The organism is Streptomyces sp. NPDC058701, from assembly GCF_042715295.1.
Classification (GTDB): domain Bacteria; phylum Actinomycetota; class Actinomycetes; order Streptomycetales; family Streptomycetaceae; genus Streptomyces.
The window spans coordinates 248,496-261,232 of sequence record NZ_JBHXSY010000002.1; the positions used below are offsets into that span (position 1 = coordinate 248,496).

The window sequence follows — 12,737 nt, forward strand, 5'->3', positions numbered from 1 at the left end:
CTGGGGTGTCTACGCTGGGTGGTGTTGTCGGACCATTGCCCGTCGGCTCCCGCCGGCGGCCCTACGAGCCGAGGAAACCCGTGAGCGACACCCCATTCGGATTCGGCCTTCCGCCGGAGGAGCCGGAAGACGGCGACGAGGGCAAGAAGAAGGGCAATCAGGGCGGCCAGGGCGGCCCGCAGAATCCGTTCGGGTTCCCCGGCATGGGCCTTCCGGGCGGCGTGGGCGGCCCGGGCGGCGCGGACAACCCGTTCGCCGCCATGTTCGGCTCGATGGACCCGAACGACCTGGGTGCGGCCTTCCAGCAGCTGGGCCAGATGCTGAGCTACGAGGGCGGTCCCGTGAACTGGGGCATGGCCAAGGACATCGCCCGCCAGACCGTCGCCCAGGGCACGGCGGACGGGGTGAAGGACACCAGCGTCGGCCTCGCCGAGAAGTCGGCGGTCGAGGAGGCCCTGCGCCTGGCGGACGTGTGGCTGGACGGCGTGACCTCGCTCCCCTCGGGAGCGAACACCGCCGTGGCCTGGAGCCGCGCCGAGTGGGTCGAGGCGACCCTCCCGGTGTGGAAGGAACTCGTCGACCCGGTCGCCGAGCGCGTCGGCGCGGCCATGGGCGGCGTCCTGCCCGAGGAGATGCAGGCCATGGCGGGCCCGCTGCTCGGCATGATGCGCTCCATGGGCGGGGCGATGTTCGGCCAGCAGATCGGGCAGGCCGTGGGCACGCTCGCGGGCGAGGTCGTCGGCTCCACCGACATCGGGCTGCCCCTGGGCCCGTCCGGCCGGGTCGCGCTGCTGCCGCTGAACATCGAGGGCTTCGGCAAGGACCTGGGCGTCGCCTCGGACGAGGTGCGGCTGTACCTGGCGCTGCGCGAGGCGGCGCACGCCCGGCTCTTCGCCCACGTGCCGTGGCTGCGCTCGCACCTCTTCGGCGCCGTCGAGGCCTACGCCCGCGGCATCAAGGTCGACACCTCGAAGCTGGAGGACGTGGTCGGCCACCTCGACCCGTCGAACCCGGAACAGTTGCAGGAAGCGCTCCAGGGCGGCATGTTCCAGCCCCAGGACACGCCCGAGCAGAAGGCCTCGCTGGCCCGCCTGGAGACGGCGCTCGCGCTGGTCGAGGGCTGGGTCGACGCGGTGGTGCACGAGGCCGCCAAGCCCCGCCTGGGCTCGGCCGACGCCATGCGCGAGACCATGCGCAGGCGGCGCGCCTCGGGCGGCCCCGCGGAGCAGACCTTCGCGACGCTGATCGGTCTGGAGCTGCGTCCGCGCCGGCTGCGCGACGCCTCGCGGCTGTGGGCCTCGCTGACCGACGCGCGAGGCGTGGACGGCCGGGACGGCCTGTGGGAGCACCCCGACATGCTGCCGACCGCCTCCGACCTGGACGACCCGGACGGCTTCGTGCACCGCGAGCAGCTGGACTTCTCCGAGATCGACAAGATGCTCGGCGAGGCCGCGGAGAAGCGCGGCGGTCGTGACGCCGGTCCGGCGGGCCCGTCCGGCCGTGCCGGCGGCGATGAGGGGACCGGGGACGGGACCGGGGGCGAAGAGAAGAAGTGAGCCTGTACGACGACGCCGTCCTCGTCCTGAAGCGGTACGAGGACCAGCCCGACCTGCGCGATGTGTACCTGGAGCACCTGGCCGCCCACCCGGACGGGGTCTACAAGCCCTGCACGGCCGGCCACCTCACGGGCAGCGCGCTGGTGGTCGACCCGGAGCGCGGACGCGTCCTGCTGACCCTGCACAAGAAGCTGGGCATGTGGCTGCAGATGGGCGGCCACTGCGAGCCCGGTGACGCCACCCTGGCGGACGCGGCGCTGCGGGAGGCCGTGGAGGAGTCGGGCATCGCCTCCGGGCTGGCGCTGCTGCCCGGCGGGCCGGTGCGGCTGGACCGGCATCCGATCCCGGCCCCGTGCCACTGGCACCTGGACGTGCAGTACGCCGCGCTGGCCCCGGCCGGTGCGGTGGCGGAGATCAGCGAGGAGTCGCTGGACCTGCGCTGGTTCCCGTACGCGGAGGTGGCGGCGGTGGCCGACACCTCGGTCGTGCGACTGCTGGAGGCGACCCTGGCGCGACTCGGCGGCCCGGGCCGCTGAGCACCCCGCCGCGGGTAGACGGCGGAGGGGCGGTCCCGCGCGGGACCGCACCTCCGCCGTCTACCCGGTCGTCAGTTCCAGGCGTTGTTCTGGTTCTGTCCGTGCGCGCCCTGCTGGCCCATGCCGAACTGCGCGGCGGCGCCCTGTCCGAGCTGGGCGTTCTGCGGCGGCAGCACCTCGCTGGGCTGCACCAGTGCGAAGCCGGTGCCGAGGAAGCTGAGCTCCCAGCCCTCGCCGGTGTTGCCGCGGCGCCGCCAGACTCCGGTGGAATGGGTCTGGGCCTGCATCTGGACCCGCAGCGAGGTGGACCAGGCGACGATGGCGTCCGCGTCGGCGTTGACGTACTTGTCCGGCGTGACCTGCATCATCAGCGGCTGGCCGGAGGTCATCAGGGCGACCTTGCCCCGGCCGGTGATGTTGAGCTGGTACTTGCCTGACCCGGAGATTCCGTACTGGCTGTCCACCGCGATGGCCTCGGTGTGCAGCGTGGAGTCCAGGGCCAGCACGTAGCTGCTGTCGACGGTGAGGCCCTCCTGGTCCACGTCCACGACGTGGACGTACTGGGCCAGGTTGGCGAGGTAGACGGTGCCCTGCCCGGAGCAGCGCATGAGGTCGAGGCCCTCGCCGGTGCGGGCCCGCGCGCCCCGCTGGCTGGTGCTCTGGTACTCGCCGTCGAAGTCGATGATGCCCTGGTAGGCGACCATCGCGCCCTTGCGGGCGAGGACGTCGTCGGTGCCGGTCAGCGAGACCCGCAGCAGCTGCGGGTTCTGGACCGCGTACCGCTCCTGGGACTGCGCCTCGGCGTGGGCGAAAAGTGCGCTCTGCATGATGTGTCCGCTCCCCCTCAGCCCCGGGCCCGGAGCCGGTCGGTGCTGTCCTCGCTGGGCTGTACGACGACGATGCCCTGGCCGGAGAAGGCCATCTGGTAGGCCTCCCCGCTGCCCCGGCCGATCATCGACGAGGCCTTGAAGCTGCGCTTCCCCTTGACCTTGAGGTTCGGGGACCAGGCGACGAGTGCGTCGGGGTCCACGTACGTCTCGTCGTCGCCGCGGCCGCAGTCGACCACGATCGGCGTGCCGCGGGAGGTGATGGCGACCCAGCCGGTGCCGGAGACCTGCACGTTGAACAGGCCCTGGCCGGCGAACTTCGCCATGCCCTTGACCCGTTCGACGCCCCACTGGAGGTGGGCGTCGAAGGCGAGCAGGTTGCTGCCGTTGACCGACAGGGCGTCGTTGTCGAGGTTGATGACGACGACGTCCGCGCCGTAGTCGGCGAGGTAGAGCAGCCCGTCGCCGGTGCACTTCATCAGCGGGGCGCTCTCGCCGGTGAGCCACTGCGAGGCCATCTGGCGCACGGCCGGCGGGTTGGGCTCGTACTGGACGAAGCCCTCGTACGCGACCATCGAGCCGGTGCGCGCGAAGAGGTCCTGGCCGCTCTGCATGGCGACCTTGAGCATGGCCCGGCCGTGGTTCTCCATGCGGGCCGTGACGGGGCTCGGGGCGTAGCCCGCGAGCTGCTGGTTCATTGCGTTCATGTCGGGCTCCCTCAGACCTCGTACGGCTGGACGACGATGAAGTTGCCGGGAGCACCGCGGAACTGGAGGTTCACGGTCTCCCCGCTGTGACCGGGGTAGGCGTTGCGCCGGAGCCGGACCTGGCTGGAGAGGATGACCTGCGAGGCCGCGGACCAGGCGACGATGGCGTTGCTGTCCGCGAACGCGGTCGGGGTGACGGGCAGGACCACCGGGACGCCGTGCGTCTTGACGATCACCGTGCCGGTGCCCTGGAACTGCATGGTGAACAGGGCGCCGCCGGGGATGCCGTGGCCCTCGATGCGGCGGACCTCGTGCTGCAGCGACTCGTCGAAGGCGAGGACCGCCTCGGCGGAGACGCAGATGGCGTCGCCCTGGAGCTCGATGGCGTGCAGGTGGGCGCCGTTCTCGGCGAGGAAGACCTGGCCGCGGCCGGTGCAGCGCATGAGCTGCATCTCCTGGCCGGTGGCGTTGCCGACGATGCGGCCGGCGAAGCCCGCTCCCTTGTAGCTGAAGTCGACCTTGCCCTGGTACAGCACCATGCTGCCCTGGCGGGCGAGGACGGCCTGGCCGCCCATCGACAGATCGACCCGCATGAGCTGCTGGTTCTGCGGGGTCCAGCGGGCGCCGGTGGGGGCTTCCTTGTACGGCTGGAGCGCGGCGGCGAGTCCCGCTCCGGCCGCGGCCCGGTGCACGGGGGCGGGCTGCTGGCCGTACCCGGGGGGCTGGCCCGGTACCTGTCCGTAGCCGGGGGGCTGGCCGTGGCCCGGCTGCTGGCCGTAGGGGGCGGGGGCCGGGGCCGGCGGGGGGACCTGGCCGTACGAGGGCTGCTGCGGCTGCCCGTACGGCGCGGGGGCCGGCGGGGCGAGCGGGGCGGCCATGGTGGGCGCGGCGTGCACCGGGGCCGGGGCGGCCGGCTGCTGGTAGGGCTGCGGCTGGTGGGCGGGGGCCGCGGCGGGCGCGGGCGCGCCGAAGGACGGCGCGGGGGCCGGGGCGGGCGGGGCCTGGTGGGCCGGTGCGCCGAAGGACGGCGCGGGGGCGGCGGCCTGCGGCGGCGGGGCGAAACCGGGGGCGGCGCCGCCCTGGGCCGGGACCTGCTGCTCGGGTTGCGCCTCCTCGGCGACCTCGCCGCCGAAGTTCCGCAGCAGCGCGTCGAGCCCGCCGTCGAAGCCCTGGCCGACGGCGGCGAAGCGCCACACGTCCTTGAGGTAGAAGTCGCCGAGCATCACGGCCCGCTCAGTGGTGAACTCGGAGCCCGTGAACGCGTACCGGACGACTTCCTCGCCGCCGGCCACGACGCGGATGTAGCCGGGGCCGATCTGCGACATCTGTCCGGCGCCGTCGATGGTGGCGGTGAAGGACAGCTTGTGGATGGAGGCCGGGATGCGGTCCAGCGTCACCCGGAAGGATTCGCTGTCGCCGGCCTGGGCGCCCAGCTGCTGGATGGACTCCTCCGGCGACTTCGGCTGGTTGAAGAAGACGAAGTAGCGGTCGTCCGAAAGCTGCTCGTTCGCGTCGAGGCCGAAGCAGCTGATGTCGAAGGCGAGTCCGGGTCCGGAGATCTGGACGCCCACGTACAGGTCGGTACCCGCCGTCAAATCACTGATCTTGGCCTTGTGGCCGCGTTGGAATTCCCTGGCCATACGTACGACCGTCCCCCATCCCGACTGTGAATGCGTGCCGCTCAGGCTAACGGCAACGACGGACATCCGGCCAAGTCGGTACCGACCCGGTACATATCACCGTGCGTGACGTCCCGGGCGGGGTCCGGGTCAGCCCCCGGCGTCGGCGGGGACCTTCGGGAGGCGCTCGGCGGCGACCACCCCCTCCAGGTATCCGCGGGCCCGTTCGGTGCGGGGGTAGGCCTCCAGCAGCTCCCAGAACCGGGGGCCGTGGCCGGGTACGAGGAGGTGCGCCAGCTCGTGCAGGAGCACGTAGTCGACGACGTACTCCGGCATGCCCTGCAGGCGGTGCGAGAGCCGGATGCTGCCCTCGGACGGGGTGCAGGAGCCCCAGCGGGTGTTCTGGTTGGTGACCCAGCGGACCGTGCGGGGGCGCGCGCGGCCGCCGAAGTGCTGCTCGGACAGGCGCTCGGCGCGCGCGGTGAGCTCGGCGTCCCCGAGGGTGCGCCGGCCCTCCTGGGCGGCGAGCTTGTCGAGCATCACGCCCACCCAGCGCTGCTCCTCGGCCTCGGACATCCGGGCAGGGATGAGGACGACCGTACGGTCACCCTCGCGGTAGGCGGATACGGTCCTGCGGCGGCGCGCGCTCCGGCGGACTTCGACGGCGCTCTGCGATGGATCGGCGGACACGCCACGACGGTACCTGCTGGCCGTCGTGGAAGTCCCGCACGTCCGGCGTTCGAACAGGATCGGTTCACGGGCCGCGGCCGGAACGTCCTTTTTCCCTTTCATGTGCCTGATACCCCCAGCCTGTGGACAAACTTCCGCACGGAACGCGGCGGGCGGGCACGGTGGACGACGGACGGGAAGTGAGTGCGGGAGCGAATCGAGGGGGGCGGCGATGTATCCGAAGGTGAAGCCGGCGCTGGCGCGGGCGTGGCGGGATCTGCGGACGGTGCAGTTCGGGGTGACCCCGGCGCACGCGGTGGTCTTCGGCCCGGTGGACACGGCGACCGGTTCGCTCATCGACCGGATCGACGGGACCCGGGGGATGGACCTGCTGCGGGCCGAGGCCTCGGGGATGGGGCTGCCGGCCGGCCGGGCCGACGAGCTGGTCCGGCGGCTGGCGGAGGCCGGCCTGCTCGACGACGCCACGGCCGGAGGCCCGCGGGCGCAGGCCGTGCGGGGGCGGCCGGAGGAGCTGGAGCGGCTGGGGCCCGACCTGGGTTCGCTGTCCCTGGTCCGCCGGGAGCCCGGCGGGGACCTGCGGGGCGTGGCCGCCCGTCGGGCGGTACGGGTCCAGGTGCGCGGCGGCGGCCGGGTGGGGGCGGTGATCGCCGCGGTTCTGGCGGGCGCGGGCGTGGGCCGGGTCGAGGTGCTCGACGGGGGCCGGGTGGAGCCGGCGGACGTGGCGCCGGGCGGGCTGGGGGCGGCGAGCGTGGGCCGGCTGCGCGCCGAGGCGGCGGGCCGGCTGGTGCGCGAGTCCGCCCCGGGGCGGGCGCCGCGGGCCGGGGAGCGGGACGGCCCGGAGGCGGGACTGGCCCTGGTGGTCGTGGCCCCGCGGGACGGACTGCAGGCCTGGGCGCCCGACCCGGAGACCGCGGCGGGCTGGGTCGCCTCGGGCGTACCGCACCTGTACGCGGGGGTGCTGGAGGGCACCGGGCTGGTGGGCCCGCTGGTGCTGCCGGGGGCGACGGCGTGCGCGGGGTGCATGGAGCGCGACCGGGTGGAGCGGGACGGGGCCTGGCCCAGGATGCTGGTGCAGTGGCGCTCCGCGCACCGGCGGCGCCCGACCGCCGCCTGCGACCTGGGGCTGTCCACGGCGACCGCAGGCCTGGCCGCGGCCCACACGCTGTCCTTCCTCGACGGGGAGCTGCCCGCCTCCACGGGCGCCCGCTGGGAGGCGGCCCTTCCCTCGCTCCACTGGGAGCGCTCCGGGGTCGGCCCGCATCCCGACTGCCCGTGCGGTGCGGCCGCCGGCCGTCCGGCCGTGCTCGAGCGGACGGGAGGAGGATCGGGGGCCGGCCGGGCCGAGGGGTCATGACAGGATGCCTTGGGTCCGAGGGGTCTTCGCGAACCGCCGCTTGCGGCGCAGCTGTCTGGGAACTGGAGGGGCGCATGTCTGATCTTCCCCGGAAGGCGGTCACCCGCACCGTCAAGCTGGCCGCGCTGCCGCTCGGCTTCGCGGGACGGGCCACGTGGGGGCTGGGCAAGCGAATCGGCGGCAGGTCCGCGGAGATCGTGGCGCGCGAGCTCCAGCAGCGCACCGCCGAGCAGCTCTTCAAGACGCTCGGGGAGCTGAAGGGCGGGGCGATGAAGTTCGGCCAGGCCCTGTCGGTCTTCGAGTCGGCTCTTCCCGAGGAGGTCGCGGGGCCTTACCGGGCGGCGCTGACCAAGCTCCAGGAGGCGGCCCCGCCGCTGCCCGCGGCGACGGTGCACCAGGTGCTGGCGGAGCGGCTGGGCGCGAACTGGCGGGAGCTGTTCGAGGAGTTCGAGGACAAGCCGGCCGCGGCGGCCTCGATCGGGCAGGTCCACCGGGCGGTGTGGCACGACGGCAGGCCGGTGGCGGTCAAGGTCCAGTACCCGGGGGCGGGCGAGGCACTGCTCTCGGACCTGAAGCAGCTGGGGCGGTTCGCGGGGCTGCTGGGTCCGCTCGTCCCGGGCATGGACATCAAGCCGCTGATCAAGGAATTGCGCGACCGGGTCTCGGAGGAGCTGGACTACGAGCTCGAGGCCGAGGCCCAGCGCACCCACGCGGACGCGTTCGTGGGCGACCCGGACGTGGTCGTGCCGGACGTCGTGCACCAGGGCGATCAGGTGCTGGTGACCGAGTGGATGGAGGGCACCCCGCTGTCGGAGGTGATAGCCGACGGCAGCCGGGAGGAGCGCGATCGCGCCGGTCAGCTGCTGGCCCGCTTCCTCTTCTCCGGTCCCGCGCGCACCGGGTTGCTCCACGCGGACCCGCATCCGGGCAACTTCCGGCTGATATCGGGCCCGGACGGCCGGACGCGGTTGGGCGTGCTGGACTTCGGCACGGTCGACCGGCTGCCCGGCGGCTGGCCGAGGCCCATCGGCCGGTCGCTGCGGATGACCTTGGACGGGGACGCCGAGGGGGTCTACGGGCACCTGCGGGCGGAGGGGTTCGTGAAGGAGTCCATCGAGTTGGACCCCGACGCGCTGCTGGCCTACCTCAAGCCGATCATCGAGCCCGCCGAGGCCGAGGAGTTCACCTTCACCCGGCCGTGGCTGCGGGGCCAGGCGGCGCGGATCGCCGACCCGCGCTCCCCCGCGCACCAGTTGGGCCGGCAGATCAACCTGCCGCCGTCCTACCTGCTGATCCACCGGGTGACGCTGAGCACCATCGGGGTGCTGTGCCAGTTGGGCGCGACGGTGCGACTCCGGGACGAACTGGACTCCTGGCTGCCGGGGTTCGGCTCGGCGGAGTGAGGCCGTGACGGCGGCCGCGCGGCGGGGGCGGCGGGCCGGTCACCACCAGGAGGAGTCGAGCCGGCCTTCGATCGCCCGGAGGTTGGCCCGGGCGCAGTCGACGCAGAAGTAGAGCCGGGCGCCGTTCTCCACGGAGCAGGTCCAGGTCGGCGGGGCGCCGTCCGGGGACCGGGCACCGCAGCTCGCGCAGACGACGGGCTGGTCCTCGGGTCCCGACGGGGCGGGGTGGGGGGTCGGCTGGTCCACCTCCAGACGATATCCCCGTACGCGGCGGGGCCGTCCGCAACGCACCGGGGGGACCGGTCCGTTCGGACCGGTCCCCCCGGGACGTGGTGGAGCTCCGTACCGGCCGTCAGTGCATGACGGCCATGGCCAGCGCGCGCCGGGCGCGCAGCGAGACGCGCTCGGCGCGTCGCTGCATCCGGCGGGCGGCGACCAGGCGCAGGGCGTGACGCTCGGCGTCGGCCTCACGCATGCGGTCGTCCATATGGGCACGGGCCAGGGCTTCTGGGATGAGTTGCATTTCGCGGGTCCTGTTCTGACGCGAGGTCATCGCGCCTGCGGTGATGAAGTCTGCGTGGGCGGCGCCGTGCGGCTGCTCGCTCGTGGTGTGCGGGGTCATGGGGGCCTGCTTCAGCGGGTCGTGCGTGTGGGGGCGGTCGATGGTTCCGTGGGCGGTCATGCCGAGACGACCGGGTTCTTGCGGGGACGGCCACGGGGACGCTTGCGGGCGACGACGACGCCCTGGACGAAGAGCTCGCCTCCCCAGACGCCCCAGGGCTCGCGGCGCTCGGACGCCCCGGCGAGGCAGGCCTCGACGAGCGGGCAGGTACGGCAGAGGGACTTCGCGTACTCGACGTCCGCCGGGGACTCGGCGAAGAAGACCTCGGGGTCGAAGGTGCGGCACGGAACGGGTACGCCGAGGTTCTCGATGGCGTCGTCGAGCGCGGTCAGCGCGGTGAGCGGGGTCAAGGCGTGGTCCTCCGGGACTGCGGGCGGGGAGATCGTCTGGGTCTGCGGTACGGACGGGGCGTGCGCTTCGAGTTGCACGGTGGTTTTTTCCTCGTCTTGGTGGCTAGTCGTTCCGGCCGGTCGGCCGGGTTCGGCTGGTTCGCCCTCACACCGACTGGTTCTGCCAGTCCCGAGGCCCCTTCGCTCCGTCGTCCCCGTTCGGGGACAAACAGAAGGGCCGCGGATCCCGGGTGGGGTTCCGCGGCCCTGAAGGCGCCGGCCTGACACACGTCAGGCTGGATCGCTCCAGGGTTCGAGCCCACGGAAGGCCCACATCAGGTGGTGCTGCTGCTTCGTCGTCTGCTTCGTCTTGGATCCGGCACCGGCCGCGGCGGCAAACCCATAGGCGCCATGTGCCTGGGCTTCCCTTACTGCCACCAGTGCCTTGATCGGTCGCTCATTGCGCTCACTGACCGGAAGGGTCGCCAGCAGGGCGGCGGGGCTGCCGGCGGAAATCGCGGACAGACCGGTACCCGGGAGCGAGACGGAACCGAGCAGGCAGGAAGCGTCGACCGAGCGATCGGTCATTTTGGTGAAGGTGATGAAGCTGGTCACTGGTCTCGCCTCCTCTCGGCGTCTCGGGGACCGGCCCGAAGGCCCGTCCCATGCGTATTCGGATAAGTACAGCACGGATCAGGGGCTTCGGAGAAGCCACCGTTTCCGTTGCTAAGAACCTATGGGGCTTCGCTGGGCATGTGCAAACTATTTTTCCGACGAGTTTCTACGCGTCGTCAGCTTCTGCGGTGCCGGGCTCTTGACCTGCGCAGATGGCCAGGACATCGGCCCCGTACCGGTCGAGCTTGCGGGCGCCGACGCCGGAGATCATCGAGAGATCTCCGCCCTCGGACGGCGCGGCCTCCGCGATCGCCATCAGCGTCTTGTCCGTGAAGACGCAGTACGGGGGCAGGCCCTGCTCCTTCGAGCGGGCCGCGCGCCAGCCCCGCAGCCGCTCGTAGAGCCCCTCGTCCATGTCCGAGGGGCAGTCCTCGCAGCGCATCAGTTTCAGCTCGCCGGCCTCGGTGAGCGTCCTGCCGCAGACCCGGCACAGCGCCGGTCCGCGGCGGCCTCGCTTGCGGGGGCTCCGCTCGGCCGCGGCCGCCGTCCCGGGGCCGGGGACCGCGGAGCCGGGCCGCAGGCCGTTCAGGAAGCGGCTGGGGCGCCTGGAGGGCCTGCCGCCCGGAGCGCGGGAGAGGGACCAGGAGAGGTTCAGGTGGTGCCGTGCCCGGGTGACGCCGACGTAGAGCAGCCGGCGCTCCTCCTCGACCTGCTCGTCGGTCTTCGCGTACGTGATCGGCAGCATGCCGTCGGTGAGGCCGACGAGGAACACGGCGTCCCATTCGAGGCCCTTCGCCGCGTGCAGCGAGGCGAGGGTCACGCCCTGGACGGTCGGGGCGTGCTGGGCGGCCTTGCGCTCGTCCAGCTCGACCGTCAGGTCCGCCAGGGTGGCGCCGGGCCGGGCGCGGGCGAAGTCCTCCGCGAGGCGGACGAGGGCAGCCAGCGATTCCCACTGGTCGCGCACGGCTCCGGAGCCGGCGGGCGGCTCGGCGGTCCAGCCGGTGGAGCTGAGCACGGCCCGGACCTGGGAGCCGAGCTCGACGACGTCGTCGAGCAGCGGGTCGTTCCCGCCGGAGCGGGCGGCGCCGCGCAGGGCGAGGATCGCCTTCTGGACCTCGTTCCGCTCGAAGAAGCGCTCGGCGCCGCGGAGCTGGTAGGGGACGCCGGCGTCGGCGAGGGCCTGCTCGTAGACCTCGGACTGGGCGTTGATGCGGAAGAGCACGGCGATCTCGCCGGCCGGGACTCCCGCCGCGACCAGGTCCCGGACGCGGCGGGCCACGCCCTCGGCTTCCGCGGGCTCGTCGGGGTACTCGGCGTAGACCGGGTCGGGGCCGGCCTCGCGCTGGGAGACGAGCTCCAGGCGGTGCTCGGCGGCCCGGCCCTTCGCCTGGTTGAGCAGCCCGTTGGCGAGATGGACGACCTGGGGGGTGGAGCGGTAGTCGCGGACCAGCTTGACCACGGTGGCCTGCGGGTAGCGGGTGCGGAAGTTCAGCAGGTGGTCGGGGGTGGCGCCGGTGAACGAGTAGATCGTCTGGCTGGCGTCGCCGACCACGCACAGGCTGTCGCGCTCGCCGAGCCACAGGTCGAGCAGCCGCTGCTGGAGCGGGCTGACGTCCTGGTACTCGTCCACGACGAAGTGCTGGTACTGGGCGCGGATCTGCTCGGCGATGTCGTGGCGGTCCTGGAGGATGGCGACCGTCAGCAGCAGCACGTCCTCGAAGTCGATCATGCCGCGGTCGCGCTTGAGCTGCTCGTACATGGCGTAGATCTGAGCGATCTCGGCCGTGTCCCGGGGGGCTTCGCGGCCGGACTTCAGGACGGCGGCCGGGTAGTCGGCGGGCACGGTCTGGGTGACCTTGGCCCATTCGATCTCGCCGGTGACGTCGCGCAGCTCGCCGCGGTCGAGCCGGACCCGGCAGCGCGCGCCGGCCTCGGCGACGAACTGGACCTTGCGCTCCAGCAGCCGGGGCATGTCCCCGCCGATGGCCTTCGGCCAGAAGTAGTGGAGCTGGCGCAGGGCGGCGGAGTGGAAGGTCCGGGCCTGGACCCCGCCCGCGCCGAGGCCGCGGAGCCGGCCGCGCATCTCGCCGGCCGCGCGGTTGGTGAAGGTGACGGCCAGCACGCTGGCCGGCATGAGCTGGCCGGAGTGGACGCCGTAGGCGATGCGGTGGGTGATCGCGCGGGTCTTGCCGGTACCCGCGCCGGCCAGCACGCACACCGGCCCGCGCAGGGTCGTCGCGACCTCGCGCTGCTCCGGGTCGAGGCCCAGGAGGACCGCGTCGGCCGGGTCCGCGGCGGCGGGGAAGGACGGGGAGTGCGTTGCTGCTGTCACCCCGCCATGCTGCCAGGTCCGGTGGGGCGGGCGGGAAAGCTGTCCACAGGGCGTCCGCATCCGTCGTACTTACGGGAATGGCCGGGCGGTCGCGTACGTTCGACTACTCGGACACTCGGACCGCCGGGGCCGCACGAAGGAGAGCGC

Annotated in this window: 13 protein-coding genes; 4 read left to right on the forward strand and 9 right to left on the reverse strand. The window is 73.1% G+C overall.

Going from position 1 to position 12,737, the window contains the following annotated elements:
• The first annotated feature begins 80 nt into the window (after window positions 1-80).
• Complete coding sequence (locus ACFWW8_RS02975) at window positions 81-1,556, forward strand: zinc-dependent metalloprotease (protein ID WP_386522717.1); 1,476 nt, start codon at window positions 81-83, stop codon at window positions 1,554-1,556.
• Entirely contained in the window at window positions 1,553-2,092 is a 540-nt protein-coding gene (locus tag ACFWW8_RS02980; protein ID WP_386522719.1) for an NUDIX hydrolase, read from the forward strand. The genes ACFWW8_RS02975 and ACFWW8_RS02980 overlap by 4 nt, the downstream gene beginning before the upstream one ends.
• A gap of 71 nt (window positions 2,093-2,163) precedes the next feature.
• On the opposite strand, the gene ACFWW8_RS02985 is transcribed toward ACFWW8_RS02980, so the two are convergent.
• The 4 genes from ACFWW8_RS02985 to ACFWW8_RS03000 all read right to left on the reverse strand — a co-directional run bounded on the left by ACFWW8_RS02985 (window position 2,164) and on the right by ACFWW8_RS03000 (window position 5,935).
• Complete coding sequence (locus tag ACFWW8_RS02985) at window positions 2,164-2,919, reverse strand: AIM24 family protein (RefSeq protein WP_386522720.1); 756 nt, start codon at window positions 2,917-2,919, stop codon at window positions 2,164-2,166.
• Between the two features lie 17 nt (window positions 2,920-2,936).
• The gene (locus ACFWW8_RS02990) at window positions 2,937-3,617 is read right to left on the reverse strand and encodes an AIM24 family protein (RefSeq protein WP_386523015.1); all 681 of its coding nucleotides are present in this window, start codon (window positions 3,615-3,617) and stop codon (window positions 2,937-2,939) included.
• Window positions 3,618-3,637: 20 nt separating this feature from the next.
• Entirely contained in the window at window positions 3,638-5,266 is a 1,629-nt protein-coding gene (locus ACFWW8_RS02995; protein WP_386522723.1) for a TerD family protein, read from the reverse strand.
• Window positions 5,267-5,395: 129 nt separating this feature from the next.
• A complete protein-coding gene (locus tag ACFWW8_RS03000; protein ID WP_386522725.1) occupies window positions 5,396-5,935 on the reverse strand; it encodes a M48 family metallopeptidase in 540 nt (179 codons plus the stop codon).
• Between the two features lie 211 nt (window positions 5,936-6,146).
• On the opposite strand from ACFWW8_RS03000, the gene ACFWW8_RS03005 reads away from it, so the two are divergent.
• Window positions 6,147-7,289 carry a ThiF family adenylyltransferase gene (locus tag ACFWW8_RS03005; RefSeq protein WP_386522728.1) on the forward strand — a complete coding sequence of 381 codons (1,143 nt, stop codon included), beginning with the start codon at window positions 6,147-6,149 and terminating at the stop codon, window positions 7,287-7,289.
• Window positions 7,290-7,363: 74 nt separating this feature from the next.
• Window positions 7,364-8,692, forward strand: coding sequence for an ABC1 kinase family protein (locus ACFWW8_RS03010; RefSeq protein ID WP_386522730.1), 1,329 nt, complete (start codon window positions 7,364-7,366; stop codon window positions 8,690-8,692).
• A 39-nt stretch (window positions 8,693-8,731) separates the two neighbouring features.
• Here the strand turns inward: ACFWW8_RS03010 and ACFWW8_RS03015 are convergent, their stop codons facing one another.
• The 5 genes from ACFWW8_RS03015 to ACFWW8_RS03035 all read right to left on the reverse strand — a co-directional run bounded on the left by ACFWW8_RS03015 (window position 8,732) and on the right by ACFWW8_RS03035 (window position 12,650).
• Entirely contained in the window at window positions 8,732-8,938 is a 207-nt protein-coding gene (locus tag ACFWW8_RS03015) for a hypothetical protein (RefSeq protein WP_386522733.1), read from the reverse strand.
• Window positions 8,939-9,044: 106 nt separating this feature from the next.
• Window positions 9,045-9,374, reverse strand: coding sequence for a hypothetical protein (locus ACFWW8_RS03020; protein ID WP_386522735.1), 330 nt, complete (start codon window positions 9,372-9,374; stop codon window positions 9,045-9,047).
• Complete coding sequence (locus ACFWW8_RS03025) at window positions 9,371-9,742, reverse strand: WhiB family transcriptional regulator (RefSeq protein WP_383927796.1); 372 nt, start codon at window positions 9,740-9,742, stop codon at window positions 9,371-9,373. Before ACFWW8_RS03025 ends, ACFWW8_RS03020 begins: the two co-directional genes overlap by 4 nt.
• Window positions 9,743-9,934: 192 nt before the next feature.
• Window positions 9,935-10,231 carry a hypothetical protein gene (locus tag ACFWW8_RS03030; RefSeq protein WP_386523018.1) on the reverse strand — a complete coding sequence of 99 codons (297 nt, stop codon included), beginning with the start codon at window positions 10,229-10,231 and terminating at the stop codon, window positions 9,935-9,937.
• A 193-nt stretch (window positions 10,232-10,424) separates the two neighbouring features.
• Entirely contained in the window at window positions 10,425-12,650 is a 2,226-nt protein-coding gene (locus ACFWW8_RS03035) for an ATP-dependent DNA helicase UvrD2 (RefSeq protein WP_386522737.1), read from the reverse strand.
• Between the last annotated feature and the right edge of the window lie 87 nt (window positions 12,651-12,737).